The 18,132-nt window shown below is 64.5% G+C and carries 14 protein-coding genes; 9 read left to right on the plus strand and 5 right to left on the minus strand.

Annotated features, from left to right (window positions below):
• Nucleotides 1-185: 185 nt before the first annotated feature.
• On the plus strand, nucleotides 186-2,918 hold the full coding sequence (locus AC0L2J_RS23470; RefSeq protein WP_473394687.1) for a bifunctional diguanylate cyclase/phosphodiesterase: 2,733 nt from the start codon (nucleotides 186-188) through the stop codon (nucleotides 2,916-2,918).
• 22 nt (nucleotides 2,919-2,940) lie between these two features.
• On the plus strand, nucleotides 2,941-3,069 hold the full coding sequence (locus AC0L2J_RS23475; RefSeq protein WP_256379917.1) for a hypothetical protein: 129 nt from the start codon (nucleotides 2,941-2,943) through the stop codon (nucleotides 3,067-3,069).
• A gap of 76 nt (nucleotides 3,070-3,145) precedes the next feature.
• On the opposite strand, the gene AC0L2J_RS23480 is transcribed toward AC0L2J_RS23475, so the two are convergent.
• Nucleotides 3,146-4,483, minus strand: coding sequence for a S41 family peptidase (locus tag AC0L2J_RS23480; RefSeq protein ID WP_007610811.1), 1,338 nt, complete (start codon nucleotides 4,481-4,483; stop codon nucleotides 3,146-3,148).
• A gap of 305 nt (nucleotides 4,484-4,788) precedes the next feature.
• On the opposite strand from AC0L2J_RS23480, the gene AC0L2J_RS23485 reads away from it, so the two are divergent.
• The 5 genes from AC0L2J_RS23485 (at nucleotide 4,789) to AC0L2J_RS23505 (ending at nucleotide 10,076) form a co-directional block, all read left to right on the plus strand.
• Nucleotides 4,789-5,922 (plus strand): alpha-hydroxy acid oxidase, encoded by a 1,134-nt coding sequence (locus tag AC0L2J_RS23485; protein WP_473394688.1) that lies wholly within the window; start codon nucleotides 4,789-4,791, stop codon nucleotides 5,920-5,922.
• A gap of 8 nt (nucleotides 5,923-5,930) precedes the next feature.
• Nucleotides 5,931-6,563, plus strand: a complete 633-nt coding sequence (locus AC0L2J_RS23490) for an HAD family hydrolase (protein WP_007610815.1) — start codon at nucleotides 5,931-5,933, stop codon at nucleotides 6,561-6,563.
• A gap of 582 nt (nucleotides 6,564-7,145) precedes the next feature.
• On the plus strand, nucleotides 7,146-8,357 hold the full coding sequence (locus tag AC0L2J_RS23495) for a molybdopterin molybdotransferase MoeA (protein WP_473394689.1): 1,212 nt from the start codon (nucleotides 7,146-7,148) through the stop codon (nucleotides 8,355-8,357).
• Between the two features lie 176 nt (nucleotides 8,358-8,533).
• Nucleotides 8,534-9,235 (plus strand): transcriptional repressor LexA, encoded by a 702-nt coding sequence (lexA, locus tag AC0L2J_RS23500; RefSeq protein ID WP_473394710.1) that lies wholly within the window; start codon nucleotides 8,534-8,536, stop codon nucleotides 9,233-9,235.
• Nucleotides 9,236-9,641: 406 nt separating this feature from the next.
• Complete coding sequence (locus AC0L2J_RS23505) at nucleotides 9,642-10,076, plus strand: hypothetical protein (RefSeq protein WP_007610825.1); 435 nt, start codon at nucleotides 9,642-9,644, stop codon at nucleotides 10,074-10,076.
• A gap of 138 nt (nucleotides 10,077-10,214) precedes the next feature.
• Here AC0L2J_RS23505 and AC0L2J_RS23510 read toward each other — a convergent pair whose 3' ends face one another.
• The 4 genes from AC0L2J_RS23510 to AC0L2J_RS23525 form a co-directional block, all read right to left on the minus strand.
• Nucleotides 10,215-12,494 carry a ComEC/Rec2 family competence protein gene (locus AC0L2J_RS23510; protein WP_063996187.1) on the minus strand — a complete coding sequence of 760 codons (2,280 nt, stop codon included), beginning with the start codon at nucleotides 12,492-12,494 and terminating at the stop codon, nucleotides 10,215-10,217.
• A gap of 95 nt (nucleotides 12,495-12,589) precedes the next feature.
• A complete protein-coding gene (locus tag AC0L2J_RS23515) occupies nucleotides 12,590-12,823 on the minus strand; it encodes a DUF2171 domain-containing protein (RefSeq protein ID WP_007610829.1) in 234 nt (77 codons plus the stop codon).
• An 85-nt stretch (nucleotides 12,824-12,908) separates the two neighbouring features.
• Nucleotides 12,909-13,295, minus strand: a complete 387-nt coding sequence (locus tag AC0L2J_RS23520) for a nuclear transport factor 2 family protein (RefSeq protein ID WP_473394690.1) — start codon at nucleotides 13,293-13,295, stop codon at nucleotides 12,909-12,911.
• Between the two features lie 19 nt (nucleotides 13,296-13,314).
• Nucleotides 13,315-14,991 (minus strand): glutamine--tRNA ligase/YqeY domain fusion protein, encoded by a 1,677-nt coding sequence (locus AC0L2J_RS23525; RefSeq protein WP_473394691.1) that lies wholly within the window; start codon nucleotides 14,989-14,991, stop codon nucleotides 13,315-13,317.
• A 156-nt stretch (nucleotides 14,992-15,147) separates the two neighbouring features.
• On the opposite strand from AC0L2J_RS23525, the gene gltX reads away from it, so the two are divergent.
• Nucleotides 15,148-16,575: a glutamate--tRNA ligase gene (gene gltX / locus AC0L2J_RS23530; protein WP_063996184.1), complete on the plus strand. Its 1,428-nt coding sequence runs from the start codon at nucleotides 15,148-15,150 to the stop codon at nucleotides 16,573-16,575.
• Nucleotides 16,576-16,768: 193 nt separating this feature from the next.
• Nucleotides 16,769-18,073, plus strand: coding sequence for a citrate synthase (gltA, locus tag AC0L2J_RS23535; protein ID WP_063996183.1), 1,305 nt, complete (start codon nucleotides 16,769-16,771; stop codon nucleotides 18,071-18,073).
• Nucleotides 18,074-18,132: the final 59 nt, after the last annotated feature.

The following is an 18,132-nucleotide window of genomic DNA, read 5'->3' on the forward strand; positions in this document are numbered from 1 at the left end:
ATGATCGCAAGCGCGATGCCGGCGGCGATAGGCCATACTCGCTCGCATATTGATTGCTTTTGCGACCGTCCGTTCACGGCGCGTTAACCCAGCTTGCTAACTTCGCCTCCACTCCGTTCCCGTAAACCAACGGATGTTTACGGGGCCAGGAATTGACCCTGACGTGTGCACCACAACGATCGATCATGATGACGGGATTCGGCAGTCGCCTTTTTGACCAGGCCTTCGTGCGCAGCGGACCGATCCGCTGGCTGGTGGTGGGCGGCACCCTGCTGATCGCTGCGATCGCCGTCGGCGCGACGCTGATGGCGCAGAATTTCCGCGAACGCGCGCTGCGCAGTTCCGGCCGCGAGCTGGAAAACACCGTGCTGATGCTGGCCCATCATTTCGACCAGCAATTGCAGGATTTCGCGGTCATCCAGAAGGATTTCGTCGACTACGTCCGTGCGAGCGGCATCATCAGTGCGGCGGACTATCGCAAGCGCCTCGCCGGCCAGGACCTCCACCGGATGCTGCGCTCGAAGATCGAGGCACTGCCCTACATGGGCGGCGTCAACATCATCGATGCCGAAGGCAATTTGATCAATTCGTCGACGGCATGGCCGGCCCCGAACGTGAACGTTGCCGATCGCGCCTATTTTCGGACGTTCCGGTACGATCCCGACGCTCCAGACGTCCTGATCGAGCCACTCTACAGCCGCATCTCCGGCGCATGGACCATCCTGATCGTGCGCAAGATCGTCGGACCGAACGGCGAATTCATGGGTGTGGTCGGACGCGGCATCGAGCCGGCAAACTTCGAAAAATTCTTCGAGTCCGCCGTGCTCGGCGAAGGCACCACGATCTCGATGCTGCACCGGGACGGCACGATGCTCGCCCGTTATCCCCATTCCAGCGAATTGATGGGACGGAATTTCAAGAACGGTCCGTTCGCGCATCAAAGGATTTTCGGGCTCGACCATTTTACTGGCCGCTTCGTGAGCCCCGTCGACGGCGAGGACCGGCTGATTTCCTCGCACGCCCTGCCTCACTTCCCGATCCTGATGATGGCCACCACGACACGCGCGACGGCCCTGACGGACTGGCGCGAGCAGATCGGCATCCTGATCTCGGTCGCCGCCTCTTCCGCGCTCGCCATCGCGGGCGTGCTGATCGCGATCGTACGCAAGCTGCTGGAGCAGCATCGTCTTTCGCGGGAACGGCTGACGCTGGAAAAGCAGCGTCTCGACCGCGCCGTCAACAACATGACCCAGGGCCTGCTGCTGTTCGACGCCTCGCAGCAGCTCGTGATCTGCAACCAGCGCTACATCGAGATGTACGGGCTGTCGTCCGAAATCGTGAGGCCAGGCTGCAGCTTCCGCGACATCATTGCGCACCGCAGAGCCACCGGCTCGTTCACCGGCGATGCGGACCAATATGTCGCACGGGTCCTGCGCGACATCCATGTGCGCAATTCCATGGTGGTCGAGACCTCCGACGGTCGCTCGATCCAGATCGTCAACGAACCGCTCACGGACGGCGGCTGGGTGGCGACGCATGAGGACATCACGGAGCGCCGGCGTATCGAGGAGCGCATCACCCATCTTGCTCATTACGACGCGCTGACCGACCTGCCCAACCGCACCCTGTTCCATGAGCATCTGCGTCAGGAACTCGATCTGGTCGCCGGCGGCGAACAACTCGCGGTGCACTACATCGACATCGACGAGTTCAAGGGCGTCAACGACGCGCTCGGGCATCTCGTCGGCGACGAGCTCCTGAAGTCGGTCGCGCAGAGCCTCCACCGGTGTGCGGGTCCGACGGACTTCGTGGCGCGCCTCGGCGGCGACGAATTTGCCATCGTCCAGAGCGCGGTGACATCGCTGGATCAGGTCAACGAGCTCGTCGCGCGGGTGTTTGAGGCCATCCGGGCGCCGTTCGACTGCATGGGACATCATCTTGCCACCGACGCCAGTATCGGCATCGCGCTGGCGCCGCAACATGGAACGGCGCTGGACCAGATCCTGAAGAACGCGGATATGGCGATGTACGCCGCCAAAGCCGCAGGGCGCCGCACCTATCGCTTTTTCGAGCCGGAGATGGACGCCAAGATCCACGAGCGGCGGCAGCTCGAGATCGACCTGCGCCACGCCATCGCCCAAGGCGGGCTCGAAGGCGGCCTCGAGGTGTATTACCAGCCCTGCCTCAGCCTGAAGGACGACCGCATCACCGGCTGCGAGGCGCTGGTGCGCTGGCGCCATCCCGAGCGCGGCACGGTCTCGCCGGCCGAGTTCATCCCGATCGCCGAGGACACCGGCCTGATCAACGAGATCGGCGAATGGGTGCTGGCGACCGCCTGCCGGGATGCGGCGAAGTGGCCCGACGACATCCGACTCGCTGTCAACGTCTCGCCGGTGCAGTTCAAGAGCGGCACGCTGGCGCTGAAGATCATGGCGGCGCTTGCCGCCTCCAATTTGCCGGCGAGCCGGCTCGAACTCGAGATCACCGAGGCGGTACTGATCCGCGACGACGACACCGCGCTTGCAATCCTGCACCAACTCCGCGCCATCGGCGTTCGCATCGCGCTCGACGATTTCGGTACCGGCTACTCCTCGCTGAGTTATCTGCACCGCTTCCCGTTCGACAAGATCAAGATTGACCGCTGCTTCGTCAACGACATCGCCGGCCCCGACGGCTCCGCCAGCATCGTGCAGGCCGTCGTCAATCTCGCGGCCGCCCGCCGCATGACCACCACGGCCGAGGGTGTCGAGACCGAGGAGCAGCAGCGTCTGCTGCGCGCACTCGGCTGCTCCGAGATGCAGGGCTATCTGTTCAGCGCCGCAAAACCCGCCGACAAGGTGCTGGAGCTGTTCGCGCTCCATCGCAGCCGTCTCGCCCGGCGCGGCGGCAACGAAAGCCGCCGCCGCGAGGCAAGCTAGGGCCAGGATCCGCCCGTCCAGCTTGACGGCGAGATCAGGCCAAAGTGTCCATCCCGGCGGCGAGGTGCTGGTCGAGCGCGACCGCGCCCGCCGCTGGGCCGAGCGCGACGGCTGCTATGAGGCCACCTTCGCGGCCATGAACCCGAGTTGACACAGCGCCCCGAAACAAGTTCGCCCGGGAACGGCTATCCGCTCCCGGGCGATCAACACCTTACCGTCGCGAGCGCCTAGTTCGGCACCGCAGCCTTCGGCGCCGGCTTGGCGGCGACCGCATTCGCGGTTTGGCCGTGCAGGAAGTCGTAGGCCGTATGCAGGGCCTTGTCGTCTTTCGCTTCCGGCGGGACATAGGATTGCGATCCGGTCTGCTCGGTGCCATCGGCTGCCTGGAGATGACCGCGCATCTGGGACTCCGCCATGGTGTCCATCCGGCCCTTCAGCTCGCTCGGCACGTCCTGGAGGATCTCGATGTCGGGCGCGATGCCCTGGGCCTGGATCGAGCGGCCCGAGGGCGTGTAGTAGCGCGCCGTGGTCAGCGCGAGCGCGCCGTTGCCGGTGCCGAGCGGAATGATGGTCTGCACCGAGCCCTTGCCGAACGAGCGTGTGCCGATCAGCGTGGCGCGCTTGTGGTCATGCAGCGCGCCGGCCACGATCTCCGAGGCTGAGGCGGAGCCTCCGTTGACGAGAACCACCAGCGGCTTGCCCTTGGTGAGGTCGCCACCATGCGCGGTGAAGCGCTGGGTCTCTTCCGGATTGCGGCCGCGGGTCGAGACGACCTCGCCACGCTGCAGGAACGCGCTCGACACCGACACGGCCTGGTCGAGCAATCCGCCCGGATTGTTGCGCAGGTCCATCACGTAGCCCACCAGCTTCTCCGGCGGAACGTCCTTGGAGATCGATGCGATCGCCTTCTTCAGGCCATCGGTGGTCTGCTCGTTGAACGAGGTGACGCGGATATAGCCGATATCCCCGTTCTCGACATGGAAGCGCACGGGGCGCACATGGATGATCTCGCGCTTGATCGCGACGTCGAGCGGGGCGTCGGCGCCCTTGCGCATGATCGTGAGCTTGGTCTGGGTGTCGACCGGCCCCTTCATCTTGTTGACGGCCTGCTCGAGCGTCATGCCCTGCACGGCATCGCCGTCGATCTTGCTGATGAGGTCGCCCGACATGATGCCGGCCTTGGACGCCGGCGTGTCGTCGATCGGCGAGACGACCTTGACCAGCCCCTCCTCCATCGTGACCTCGATGCCGAGCCCGCCGAACTCGCCGGAGGTGGTCTCCTGCATCTCGGTCCAGGCCTTGTCGTTCATGTAGCGCGAGTGCGGATCGAGCGAGGTCACCATGCCGGTGATCGCGCCTTCGATCAGCTTGGCATTGTCGGGCTTCTCGACATAGCTCGCCTTCACCCGCTCGAACACTTCGCCGAACAAATTGAGCTTGGAATAGGCGTCATCCGCGCTCGCTGCCGCCCGTGCCGCCCATACGCCGCCGTGCGGACTGGCTGCCAAAAGGGTCAGACACGCTCCGGTGAGCGCGCCCAGTGGAAACAGCAGGGTTTTCCGCATGGATAGGCTGGCCTTCTTGCTTCGCGGTTCGGTGGGGCTGGGAGCCGCCATGCAAATGGCGATCCAGCCTGCTTCTCACAATACCATTCTGGTTTCTTCAAGGCCGGGATGCCACGCCGGCGGGTACACCGTAAAAATCGCTTCGTCCGGACCTAAACTTTCGGCAACGTTGCAGGACCCGGTTCGTGCGCAGCGGGGGTCGGCCGGCCGGCCCACGCCTCGCAGCCATGCCATTTTAGGATGGTTTTGGCGCCCCGGACGGGTTAGGCGATGAGGGAAGGCTTCAAATTCTCGGGAGGATAACAATGAACGAAGCACCCCGCATCCAACCGGACAGGAACGTCGAGCTAGGCGCAAGCACCGAGCCGTTCCAGAATCTGCATGAATTCATCCGGAAAGCCCGCGCCAACCTCAACCAGAATGCCTGGGATTATATCGTCGGCGCGGCCGAGACCGAGACCACGATGCGTCGCAACCGCATGGCGCTGGACGAGATCGCCTTCCGCCCGCGCGTGCTGCGCGATGTCCGCAAGGTTACAGGCTCGGCCGAGCAGTTCGGCCGGAAGATGCGGCTGCCGGTGGTCCTCGCCCCCGTCGGCGCGCTCGAGATCTTCGATCCGGATGGTGCGGCGAGCGTGGCACGCGCCTGCGGCACTTTCGGTGCGGCGCACATGCTCAGTTCCGTGTCCGAGCCCGGCCTCGAGAAGACGGCCGAAGCTGCGCCCGACGCGCTTCGCCTCTACCAGCTCTATGTGCGGGGCGACGACGCCTTCGTCGCCGACGTCGTCAGCCGGGCCGAGAAGAACGCCTACGCCGCCTTCTGCCTGACCGTCGACACCGCCCATTACAGCCGTCGTGAACGTGACATCGCCAAGCGCTACGTTCGCGAGAGCCGGCTGCGCGCCACCGGCGGCGATTACCAGAAGGGTCTGGAGTGGCGGACGGTGAAGATGATCAAGGACAAGTTCAAGATCCCGCTGATCCTCAAGGGCATCGCGACGCCAGAGGACGCGCTGATCGCGATCGATCACGGCGTCGAATGGATCTACGTCTCCAACCATGGCGGCCGTCAACTCGATCACGGTCGCGGCGCCATGCACGTGCTGCCGGAGATCGTTGACGCCGTGAACGGCCGCGCCAAGATCATGGTCGATGGCGGCATCTGTCGCGGCACCGACATCGTCAAGGCGATCGCGGCGGGCGCCGACGTCGTCGGCATCGGCCGGCTGCAATGCTGGGCGCTGGCGGCGGCCGGCGAAGCCGGCGTGGCGCGCATGCTGGAGCTGCTCGAAGATGAAGTGCTGCGCTGCCTCGGCCTCTTGGGTGCGACCTCGTTCGCCGAGGTCAACAAATCCTGCCTGCACCAGGCGACCGCAACCAATGCGCCGAGTGTGTTCAGCGCGTTTCCGCTGTTCGACCACGAGCCGTATCGATACTGAGCGAAAGGATGCAGGTGAAATCGCTCTCTCCCGGAGCTGCGGATGCGCTCCTGTTCGATCTCGGCCGCGTGGTGCTCGATATCGATTTTTCCAAGGCGATCGCCTGCTGGGCGGGACATGCCGGCTGCAAGCCCGACGCCATCGTCGCGCGTTATGTGCGGGACAGCGAAGCCTATCGGTTGCACGAGATGGGGAAGATCAGCGATGAGGATTATTTCGCCTCATTGCGAGCCTCGCTCGGAATTGGCATTTCGGATGCGCAGTTCCTGGAAGGCTGGAACGCGATCTTCGCCGGTGAAATGCCTGAGATCTCCGAGCTGCTGCCGCGGGCAGCGAAGCAGATGCCGCTTTACGCTTTCTCCAACACCAACCGGCCGCACGTGGACCATTTCTCGAGGGAGTATGCCGACCTCCTCGGCCATTTCCGAGAGCTGTATTTGTCGTCCAGCATCGGCCTGCGCAAACCGGATGCGGAAGCCTTCGACCACGTCGTTGCGGCGATCGGCGTGCCCGCCGGGCGCATCGTGTTCTTCGATGATCTTGCTGAAAACATCGAGGGAGCGCGGGCGCGCGGCTTGACGGCGGTGCATGTGACCTCGCCGCGTGACGTCGGGAACGCGTTGAAGGCATTGGGCATCTGACGACGATCCGTCGGCGCGAAGCCCATGGAAGGTGCGCCCGACGGAACTAATTCGAAAGATTTTGGAACCAATCACTTTGTGCATTTTTATACAGAGTTCCCGGAACAGAATACCGTCTTCAGGAGTCTACAGCCCGTTGGGACTTCTACGAACGGGTGCATCACCGTGTTGGGCAAAAACTACCTCACTAGGCAGGCCTCTCTTCTCCTTGAATTCGCCAGGACAACTTCAGACTCGGACCTTTCCGCCAAGCTCGTGAGCAAGGCCGCCGACCTGAAATCCCAGGCCGATCCGCTGCCAGACAAAGACCAGGGGCCGAAGGCGCCCGACGTAACTCCCGGGCGGGCAGGGAGCTGATCAGTGGCGCTCGTCGTTCTCCTCTTGTCATGATTTTCGTCGCTTCCATGACCACTCTCCTGCCGATCCGTCACCTCGTGCCCCGACGCGCTTAATGCCGCCTTCCGGAACAATGTGAAGCGGCGGGACGACTGCGCCCGCTGAGCCGTTTTTGCCTCCGCGCCCGCGCTCGGCTAGAAGACTTGCGGAACATTCGCCCGAACGTGCCGAGCAGGAGTTTTCGCCGTGGCCTTGATGCCGGTTTCCGATGCGCTTGCCGCGGTGCTGGCGGGTGCAGAGCCGCTGCCGGAAGACATGATTTCCCTCGACGAGGCCTACCATCGCGTGCTCGCGCGTGACGTCGCCGCGCGACGCACGCAGCCGCCGCAGGCGATGTCCGCGATGGACGGCTACGCGGTGCGCGCGGCCGATGCCGCGACGATCGATTCGGAGCTCACCGTCATCGGCGAAGTCGCGGCGGGCCGGCCGTTCGCGGGGACGGTCGGCGCCGGCGAGGCCGTGCGGATCTTCACCGGCGGCGTCGTTCCCGCTGGCGCGGACGCCGTCGTGATCCAGGAGGACACGGTCGCCGCCGGCAAGCGTATCACGATCAAGGAAGCCGCGGTCGCCGGACGGCACATCCGCCGCGCCGGCGTCGATTTCCGCGAAGGCGACGTGCTCCTGCGCAAGGGAAGCCGTCTCACCGAGCGCGACCTCGCGCTCGCCGCCGGGATGAAACATCCGCACCTTGCCGTTTTCAGGCGACCGAAGGTCGCGATTCTCGCCACCGGCGACGAGCTGGTGATGCCGGGCACCACGCCCGGCCACGGCCAGATCGTCTATTCCAACGGCTACGCCCTGCACGCGCTCGCCCGCAGCGAAGGCGCCGAGACCATCGACCTCGGGATTGCCGCCGACACGCTGGAGGCGACCACCGCCGGCATCCGCCGCGCCCGCGAGAGCGGCGCCGACATCCTGATCACGACCGGCGGCGCATCGGTCGGCGACCACGATCTGGTCCAGCAGGCGCTGCGGGACGAAGGCATCGCGATGGCGTTCTGGAAGATCGCGATGCGGCCAGGCAAGCCGATGATGCACGGACGACTCGGCGCAATGGGTGTGATCGGCCTGCCGGGCAATCCCGTGTCGTCCTACGTGTGCGCTTTCCTGTTCATGGTGCCGCTGATTCGCGCCCTGTCGGGCCGTTCGGTGATTCACCATCGCCGTGAACGCGCCGTGCTCGGCCGCGACGTCGGCGCCAACGACCAGCGCGAGGACTATCTGCGGGCGCATCTGGAGGAGCGTGACGATGGCACACGCGTCGTTCTTCCCGTCAATCATCAGGACTCTTCGCTGCTTGCGAATCTCGCTGCAGCGCAGGTACTTCTCGTACGCGCACCATTCGCGCCGAAGGCCGAGACCGGCACGGCTTGCGAAGTGTTGCGGCTCCCCGTCTGAGCGCCTCGGCAACGCGCGTTCCGCGAAGTTTGCCCTGTTCACGGTAAATTAAGCAGTTGCGGAACATGTATCGAACATATAGTGTCCGTTCATGATTTGTTTCGAGCATGTAGCGGCTTATGGCCGAATTCAGCGTCTCGGAATCGGACGACATCAACCGGGGGACTTTGGTCGAGATGTTAACGCGCAAACAATACGAGCTTCTGCGGTTCATCAGTGAACGTCTGAAGGAAAGCGGCGTACCGCCCTCCTTCGACGAGATGAAGGATGCGCTCGACCTGCGCTCGAAGTCGGGCATCCATCGCCTGATCACGGCGCTCGAGGAGCGTGGCTTCATCCGACGCCTGCCCAACCGCGCCCGCGCGATTGAAGTCATCAAGCTGCCGGAGCTCCAGGCGGCCGCCGGCAGCCGCCGCGGCTTCACGCCGAGCGTCATCGAGGGCAATCTCGGCAAGGTGCGTGCGGGCTCCAGCCTGCCCGCTGACGAGGGCGAACGTCCCGTGGCGGTGCCGGTGATGGGCCGCATCGCGGCCGGCACGCCGATCGAGGCATTGCAGACCCGCAGCCATACCATCAGCGTACCGCCTGACATGCTCGGCTCGGGCGAGCATTACGCGCTCGAAGTACGCGGTGATTCCATGGTCGAGGCCGGCATCCTCGACGGCGACATGGCGCTGATCCAGCGCAACGAGAGCGCTGATACCGGCGACATCGTGGTGGCGCTGATCGACGACGAGGAGGCGACGCTGAAGCGCTTCCGCCGTCGCGGCGCCTCGATCGCGCTCGAGCCCGCCAACGCAGCCTATGAGGTCCGCATCCTGCCGCCCGACCGGGTGAAGATTCAGGGCAAGCTGATCGGGCTTTACCGGAAGTACTGATACCGGGAGTACTTGATGCGGGAGTGCTTCATACGGGAAGTACTACATGCCGGCCATCGCCGGTCAGAGATTGGAGCGGATCATCGTCCGCTCCGGCTGGATAGTCTTTCTGGTTCTGCACAGACTATCCGGCCCTTTGTCCGGCACTCGCTCCTCGCGACGCCCAGGAAACAGCACCGCTTCGCGGCTCGAATGTTCGCGGAAACAGCGGCTAGCACGCGCCTCCCAAATGCATCGCAGCGTGCTTTGTTCCTATTGAATTCGGGAAAGATAATGTGATCGCGGCTCGCTGAGACCAGCCGCAGATTTGCCCACAACCAAGCAGAGCGTTCGTGCTTCAACTCTGATAGAGGCCTGCGCCTCGATTGAGAGACGCGGGTTGCTATCCCAGCATGAGGAGCACCCGATGTGTGACTACAGCCTGCATGCCGTCGCGTCGCGCCCCGCCGAAGTCGGCGAGACGATTGTCACGACAAGCTTCCGCGGCACCTCGACGCGCGGCTTCGCCTCCGCAGCCGATCCGTCTGTTGCGGTCTGCCTGCTGCCGGGAACGGAGCTGGCCTTCGCCGACGACGTCCGCTACGACAATCGCTGGATCTGGACGCGCACCATCAACTCCCGCGTGGGCAAGTTCGGCAAGATCGATCCGCACGTTCCCGACCGCCATCATGACGCGATCGAATTCCCCGACGGCAAATACGTGCTGGTGACGCAGCTCGTCGAAGGCCAGCGAGCGACCGTGCTGCAACTGCCGGTGACTCAGTCGGTCACCGAGCGCGAGAACAAGGCGCAAATCATCGCCGACAGGCAGCCGACCGTCACGCACCTGCCGATCGGCTGACACAGCCGCCCTCCGGCTACGAGGTCGGAGGTCAGGATTGAATCGCCATCGCCGGCCGTGGCCGGCGAGAAGGTGTGGTTTGCGCCCGGCGAATCCGAGCGGATGCGCCACCCCACTGCATTGCTCCGCACCATCAGATCAATCGTCGGCCTGCAAGTCCGTCTCCGCGGGCGTTGCGTCCTTGATGCGGGACGCGGTCGCCTTCGGCGCAAGGCTGCCGTCGAAATCACCCTCGCCAGCGCCGGCCGGCAACCAGGGGCGGCTCGTGCCTCTCGCCCTCACCGCCTGAACCACAAATCCGTCACCGCGCTGCGCCAGCGCCAGCGCGCTCTGGCTGGCGAGCCGCTGCCGATCGACCACCATCGCCGCGCAATCGGACGGCGCGGGACGTGTCGTCACCACCAGCGCGGCCCGACTGCAATCGTCCACGAGAGCGTCGACGCGCAGTGCCAGCGCGACCAGCCTCCCGTCGGCCAGTGGCGTCACGCAGCCGGATTCGTCACAGGACACGCCATCGGCCAGCGAGGCTCTGCCGGCATCGCGCGGATCGGCGTCGGCAGCGAGCCATTCCTTGAGCAGAAAGCTGTCCTTGTTGGTCCTGATCAGGTGCAGATATCCGTCCCTGCCCCGCACCGCGACGCTCGCGCCATCCCCGGCAATCAGGACGTCGGGCTGCCGCGCCGACAGTCCCCAGAGGATCGCTGCCAGCAGCACCAGGGCGCCGGACCAGCGCAGCGGCGTGCGCAACAAGCCCAGCACGATGATTCCCAGGCTCGCCGCGATCAGCGGCGCGATCCCGAACGCCGGGATGCGGCCGACCGCGCCGGGCAAGGCCGCGACCCAGCGGGAGACCGCGACCATCCACTCGATGCCGATCCCCATCAGCCACCAGAACACGCTGTCCAGCCCGAACGGCGCAGCAAGCAGCCCCAACAGTCCCGCCGGCATCACCAGCGCCGAGACCACGGGCATCGCGCCGAGATTGGCGAGCACGCCGAACGGCGTGACACGGTGGAAATGGAACGCGGCATAGGGCGTAGTCGCAAGTCCCGCAATCAGCGAGGCCATGAACAGCATCGCGATCTCGCGCCCACCCCACATCGCAATGCGCGCGGTCGCCGAATGGTCCGGCGAGGCAAACAAATTCGGCATGCCGATCTGCACCAGCGCCACCAGCCCCAGCGTTGCCGCAAACGACATCTGAAAACTCGGATGCACCAGCGCTTCCGGCGCGACCGTCAGCACGATCAGCGCGGCGACAGCGAGCGTGCGGAAGGTGATGGCACGGCGATCGACCATCACCGCGATCAGCACCACCGCCGTCATGAAGAACGACCTTTGCGTGGCGACCTCCGCGCCCGACAGCAACAGGTAGAACGCAGCGCCGACCAGCGCCGCGGCGGCCGACCATTTCTTGATGGCGAAGCCGGCCGCCAGTCCCGGAACCAAAGCGAGCAGCGCGCGCACCGCGAAGAACACGACACCGGCCACGACGGCCATGTGATAACCGGAGATCGAGAGCACGTGGCCGAGACCGGAGATGAACATCGCATCGTTGACGGGCGTGGTGATCGCATCGCGTCGCCCGGTGAGCAGCGCAGTCGCGATCGCCCGGTTGTCGCCGTCGAGCGTCGCCCGGATGCGGGCATCGATCGCATCGCGCAAGCCTTGCATGAAGGCCGCATAACGCAGCCGCAAGCCGGCGGTCTCAGGGGGCGCCGCCACCGTGATTGCGCCCATTGCGAAGCCGGAGGCGCCGATGCCCTGGAAGAACATGTCGCGCGAAAAGTCGTAACTGCCGGGCCGCACCGGTGCGAGCGGCGGCATCAGCCGCGCCTTGAGCTGAACGAAGCTGCCGACCTCCGGCGCGGTGCCCTTACGGACCGACAGGCGCACGCGCTCGAGCCTGACGTCGCTGCGCTGCGCCTCCATCGCGGTGACGCGCAGCACAAAACGATCTGTACGCTCGCGAATGTCGCGGGCCTCGACGAAGCCCGACAACGACACCGAATAGAGCGCCTTTGCCAGCACGGGGTGGGCGATGCGCGCCGTCTTCCAGGTCGCGACGGCAAAGCCGGCCGCGACCGCCGCGATCATGATGGCCGGGGCGAACAACCGGCTCCGCCGCAACAGAGCCGCGCCAAGCAGGAGCGCGACGGCGCTCGTGGCAACGACCCACAGCACCGGCTCATGATCTGCGGAGAAATAAAGCGCGATGCCGCAGCCAAACGCCACGGGCACCCACGGCAACAGCCGCCCGGCGCCAGCCTCGGCGCGTAGCCACGCGCGGAGGGTCTCGGCCAGCGATGTCCAGAGGTCGAGGCCTGCAGCCGCAAGGCCGCCCGCAGACGCGGTGCGGCCCCCGGGCCACGTCCCCGCGATCCCCTGCGACCGTACCGTCCGGCCCGGCTCCGCCATTCCCTGCACTCGATAATACGCAACGAAGCGAGAAGCTACCGGAACGTGCAGGCGGGCGGATAGCGGTACGGATCAGGAACGAAAGGGCGCGACCGCTACTTTTCCTCTTCCATCGTCACCGCGACATCCGCCTTGGCCGACAGCCGGACCTTGTTGCCCTCGATGTCGGCGACGAGGCCCTTGTCGATGAAGTGATGATGTCCCTTGTGGCTGCCCTCGCCGCTGTCCTTCTTGGTCAGCTTGATGCGATTGCCTTCGACCTTGTCGACGGTGCCGATGTGGACGCCATCGGCGCCGATGACTTCCATATGCTCTGCGATGTTCTGCATGGTGGGTTCCTTGTTGGACCCACCCCAACGCGCGGGATGCAAGTTCGTTCTCTCACGAGAATGACGAAGCCGTGTGCCCGGCTGGTCAGATCAGCGGCACCTGCGACGAAGCATGGTGATTGACGATCTTCCAATCGCCGTCCTCGCGAATGATGACCCAGCTCATCTTGACCGAGAAATCGGGACGTTCGCCGGCGAGATCGAACGAGATGGTTGCAGCCATGTTGATCAGATCAGGACCTGCCCTCGCCGCATTCACTTCGGAGAACACCGCGCTCGGTTTGCGCCAGCGTGGCAGGCCATTGAAATAGTCTGCTACGCCGTCCCTGCCCTGGTAGAGCTTCGGGTTGGAGCCGAAGAAGAAGGCATTCTTCGAATACAGAGACGAGAGGGCAGCGGCGTCGAGCATGGCGAAGCCGGCGCGCCATTTCGCGATGATGGCGGAAACGATGGCGTCGGCTTCGTCGCTCATTGTGGTCTCGCAGCTCTTTTCAGCCTTTAGCCACTTCCTTCGCGAACGTGTCGCGCAGGCCGATGGTCCTGGAAAATACCGGTCTGCCGGGGGTCGAGTCCTTGTCGCGCACGAAATAGCCCTGGCGCTCGAACTGCATCGGCTCGGTCGAATTGCTTTTCGCAACCGACGCCTCGACGCAGGCATCAGCGAGAATTTCCAGCGACTGCGGATTGAGGTCGGCGGCGAAGTTCGAGGCGTCCGGGCTCGGACTGGCAAACAGCTGGTTGTAGACGCGGATTTCCGCGGGCACGGATGTTGCCGCCGACAGCCAGTGCATTGTGGCCTTGACCTTGCGGCCGTCGGGCGCGTTACCGCCCTTGGTCGCGGGATCGTAGGTGCAACGCAATTCCACCACTTCGCCGGCATCGTTCTTGATCACGCCGGTGCACTTGACGAAATAGGCGTAGCGCAGCCGCACCTCGTTGCCCGGCGACAGACGAAAGAACTTTTTCGGCGGGTTCTCCATGAAGTCGTCCTGCTCGATATAGAGCTCACGGCCGAACGTGATCTTCCGGGTTCCGGCGGAGGGATCGTCCGGATGATTGATCGCCTCGAGCTCCTCGGTCTGCCCTTCCGGATAATTCTCGATCACGACCTTGAGCGGCTTCAGCACCGCCATCCGCCGCTGTGACGTCCGGTTCAGCTCCTCGCGGATGCAGAACTCGAGCATGCCGACATCGACGACGCTGTTGGCCTTGGCGACGCCGATGCGTTTGACGAACTCCCGCAAGGCCGCCGGCGGCACGCCGCGGCGGCGCATCCCCGCCATGGTCGGCATGCGCGGATCGTCCCAGCCCGCGACATGGCCCTCGCGGACGAGCTGGGTCAGCACGCGCTTGGACAGCAGCGTGTAGGTCAGGTTCAGCCGCGCGAATTCGTACTGGTGCGGTTTCGACGGCACCGGCAGCTTCTCGATGAACCAGTCGTAGAGCGGCCGGTGATCCTCGAACTCCAGCGTGCAGATCGAGTGCGTGATACCCTCGATGGCGTCCGACTGGCCATGAGCATAGTCGTAGCTCGGATAGATGCTCCACTTGGTCCCGGTGCGCGGATGGTGCGCATGCAGGATGCGGTACAGCACGGGGTCGCGCAGATTGATGTTGCCCGCACCCATGTCGATCTTGGCCCGCAGCACGCGCGCGCCGTTCGGGAATTCGCCCGCCTTCATGCGTCGGAAGAGATCGAGATTTTCATCCACGCTGCGATCGCGGAACGGCGAGTTCTTGCCGGGCTCGGTCAGCGTGCCGCGCGCAAGACGAATCTCCTCCTGGGTCTGGTCGTCCACATAGGCGAGCCCGTCGCGGATCAGCTGCTCCGCCCATTCGTAGAGGCGGTCGAAATAGTCCGAGGCGAAGAACAGGTTCTTGCCCCAGTCGAAGCCGAGCCAGCGCACGTCGGCCTGGATGGAATCGATATATTCCTGCTCTTCCTTGACCGGGTTGGTGTCGTCGAAGCGCAGATGGCAGCGGCCCGGAAACTCCTGGGCGATGCCGAAATTGAGCGCGATCGACTTGGCGTGGCCGATATGCAGGTAACCGTTCGGCTCCGGCGGGAACCGGGTCACGATCTCCTTGTATTTGGCCTGCTCGAGGTCGGCCTGGATGATGTCACGAATGAAATCGCGCCCAACCTCGTTCGCCACCGGTTCTGTCATTACGAAAATCCTGTAGGGAAATCAGCGGCCCTTCTGCCAAATTCGGGACGCTGAGCCAAGGGCTTAAGCAAGGCCTTAAGCCGTCCGCTGCCGGGCTTTAGTTATGCACCGGTCCTGTTATATACCACCGCCTCCAATGCATAGGCCTTGCCAAGAATGACCTCTCCCGTCGTCACCCGCTTCGCTCCCTCGCCGACCGGCTTCCTCCATATCGGGGGCGCGCGCACGGCCCTGTTCAACTGGCTCTATGCGAAGAAGCACGGCGGCAAGATGCTGCTCCGGATCGAGGACACCGACCGGGAGCGCTCCACCGAGGCCGCGATCGGCGCCATCCTCGACGGCCTGAAATGGCTGGAGCTCGGCTGGGATGGCGATGTCATCTACCAATTCAGCCGCGCCGCCCGCCACCGCGAGGTCGCCGAGCAGCTGCTCGCCGACGGCAAGGCCTATCGCTGCTACGCCACCGCCGAGGAGCTGACCGCGATGCGCGAGAAGGCGCGCGCAGAGGGGCGTACCCGCCTCTATGACGGTCTGTGGCGCGACCGCGATCCGGCGACGGCCCCAACCGACGTGAAGCCCACCATCCGGCTCCGCGCGCCGCAGACCGGCGAGACCGTGATCGACGATCAGGTCCAGGGCCGCGTGGTCTGGCAGAACGAGAATCTCGACGACCTCGTCCTGCTGCGCGGCGATGGCAACCCGACCTACATGCTCGCCGTGGTGGTCGACGACCACGACATGGGTGTCACCCATGTCATCCGCGGCGACGACCATCTGATCAACGCGGCCCGCCAAAAGCAGATCTACGACGCGATGGGCTGGACGCTGCCGAGCATGTCCCACATCCCCCTGATCCACGGCCCGGACGGTTCGAAGCTCTCCAAGAGGCACGGCGCGCTTGGCGTCGATGCCTACCGCGCCATGGGATACCTCCCGGCCGCGCTCCGCAATTATCTCGTCCGGCTCGGCTGGAGCCACGGCGACCAGGAGATCTTCTCCACCGAGGAGATGATCGCCGCCTTCGACCTCGCCAGCGTCGGCCGCGCAGCAGCGCGCTTCGATTTCGCCAAGCTGGAAAACCTCAACGGCCACTACATCCGCAATGCCGACGATCAATCACTCGTGAGGATGTTCGAGGACGTGCTCGACCACGTCGTGCCGAGCCGCGACGAGCTTAAGGCCAAGTTAAACGACACTACGCGCGCGCAGCTCCTGAAGGCCATGCCGGCCCTGAAGGAGCGCGCCAAGACGCTGATCGAGCTGATCGATGGCGCCTATTTCATCTTCGCCGACCGGCCGCTGGAGCTTGATCCGAAGGCGGCAGCGCTGCTGACGCCTGAGAACCGCAAGCTGATTGGCCAACTTCATTCCGCGTTGGAGAAAGTCGAGACTTGGAGCGCGGCCAATGCGGAAGCCGCGCTGCGCGCCTTTGCCGAGGAAAATAGTCTCAAGCTCGGTGCGGTCGCCCAGCCGCTGCGGGCGGCGCTGACCGGGCGGACGACCTCGCCCGGCATATTCGAGGTCTTGGACGTCCTCGGACGCCAGGAAAGCCTGGGCCGGCTCAAAGATCAGGCCAAGGAGTAGGCCGAGGACCGAGCCGAGGACCGGCCAAGGACTAGGCTACGACGTAAGTCGACCATGCGCGGCGCCATCTTGCAGCGCACACAGCAATAATATACCCATCTCAGCCGTACCTTCTGGAACATCCGGCCTGCCCCGCGATATCTCATCGGGGCCTCCGGGTCCGGCCCGTTTCACCATACATCGGGGACCTCTGATGGACGCAAAACCAAGCAATAAGACCGCCACACTGACGGTCGGAAACAAGAATTTCGATCTTCCGATCCACAGCGGCAGCGTCGGGCCCGACGTCATCGATATCGGCAAGCTCTACGGCCAGTCCGGCCTGTTCACCTACGACCCGGGCTTCACCTCGACCGCGAGCTGCCAGTCCAAGATCACCTATATCGACGGTGACGCGGGCGTGCTGGAATACCGCGGCTATCCGATCGAGCAGCTCGCCGAGAACGGCGACTTCCTGGAGACCTGCTATCTGCTGCTGTTCGGGGAGCTTCCCACCGCCGCGCAGAAGAAGGATTTCGACGACCGCGTGATCCATCACACGATGGTGCACGAGCAGATGGCCCGCTTCTTCCAGGGCTTCCGCCGCGACGCCCATCCGATGGCGATCATGGTGGCGGCTGTCGGCGCGCTCGCCGCGTTCTATCACGACTCGACCGACATCAACGATCCGAAGCAGCGCATGATCGCCTCCATGCGCATGATCGCCAAGATCCCGACCTTGGCCGCGATGGCCTACAAATACACGGTCGGCCAGCCCTTCGTGTATCCGAAAAACTCGCTGAAGTTCGCCGAGAACTTCCTGCACATGTGCTTCGCCGTGCCGTGCGAGGACTACAAGATCAACCCGGTGCTGGCTGATGCGCTGGACAAGATCTTCATCCTGCACGCCGACCACGAGCAGAACGCCTCGACCTCGACCGTGCGTATCGCCGGCTCCTCCGGCGCCAACCCGTTCGCCTGCATCGCCGCCGGCATCGCCTGCCTGTGGGGCCCAGCGCATGGCGGAGCCAACGAAGCAGCGCTGGCGATGCTCGCCGACATCGGCTCGGTCGACAAGATCCCCGAGTTCATCGCCAAGGTGAAGGACAAGAACTCCGAAGTCCGCCTGATGGGCTTCGGTCACCGCGTCTACAAGAACTATGATCCGCGCGCCAAGATCATGCAGAAGATGTGTCACGCCGTGCTCAAGGAGACCGGCCATGGCGACGATCCAATGCTGAAGGTGGCGCTCGAGCTCGAGAAGATCGCGCTCAGCGACCAGTACTTCATCGACCGCAAGCTCTACCCGAACGTCGACTTCTATTCGGGCATCACGCTGAAGGCGATGGGCTTCCCGGTCTCGATGTTCACCGTGCTGTTCGCGGTCGCCCGCACCGTCGGCTGGATCAGCCAGTGGAGCGAGATGATCGAGGATCCGCAGCAGAAGATCGGCCGTCCGCGCCAGCTCTACACCGGCGTCACCAAGCGCGACTACGTCGCGATCAACAACCGGAAGTAAGGTCGAGCCATCACGGCTCTCGAAGCGGCGCCATCTCGGAATGGCGCCGCTTTTATTTT

Source organism: Bradyrhizobium sp. MV1.5 (assembly GCF_055807615.1).

What these genes read in the sequence shown, in the direction of transcription:
- AC0L2J_RS23480 (WP_007610811.1), bottom strand. Translation starts at nt 4,483, where the DNA reads ATGCGGAAAACCCTGCTGTTTCCACTGGGCGCGCTCACCGGAGCGTGT.
- AC0L2J_RS23505 (WP_007610825.1), top strand. Translation starts at nt 9,642, where the DNA reads ATGTGTGACTACAGCCTGCATGCCGTCGCGTCGCGCCCCGCCGAAGTC.
- AC0L2J_RS23525 (WP_473394691.1), bottom strand. Translation starts at nt 14,991, where the DNA reads ATGACAGAACCGGTGGCGAACGAGGTTGGGCGCGATTTCATTCGTGAC.
- AC0L2J_RS23470 (WP_473394687.1), top strand. Translation starts at nt 186, where the DNA reads ATGATGACGGGATTCGGCAGTCGCCTTTTTGACCAGGCCTTCGTGCGC.
- AC0L2J_RS23515 (WP_007610829.1), bottom strand. Translation starts at nt 12,823, where the DNA reads ATGCAGAACATCGCAGAGCATATGGAAGTCATCGGCGCCGATGGCGTC.
- AC0L2J_RS23520 (WP_473394690.1), bottom strand. Translation starts at nt 13,295, where the DNA reads ATGAGCGACGAAGCCGACGCCATCGTTTCCGCCATCATCGCGAAATGG.
- AC0L2J_RS23490 (WP_007610815.1), top strand. Translation starts at nt 5,931, where the DNA reads ATGCAGGTGAAATCGCTCTCTCCCGGAGCTGCGGATGCGCTCCTGTTC.
- AC0L2J_RS23510 (WP_063996187.1), bottom strand. Translation starts at nt 12,494, where the DNA reads ATGGCGGAGCCGGGCCGGACGGTACGGTCGCAGGGGATCGCGGGGACG.
- gltA (WP_063996183.1), top strand. Translation starts at nt 16,769, where the DNA reads ATGGACGCAAAACCAAGCAATAAGACCGCCACACTGACGGTCGGAAAC.
- gltX (WP_063996184.1), top strand. Translation starts at nt 15,148, where the DNA reads ATGACCTCTCCCGTCGTCACCCGCTTCGCTCCCTCGCCGACCGGCTTC.
- AC0L2J_RS23485 (WP_473394688.1), top strand. Translation starts at nt 4,789, where the DNA reads ATGAACGAAGCACCCCGCATCCAACCGGACAGGAACGTCGAGCTAGGC.
- lexA (WP_473394710.1), top strand. Translation starts at nt 8,534, where the DNA reads ATGTTAACGCGCAAACAATACGAGCTTCTGCGGTTCATCAGTGAACGT.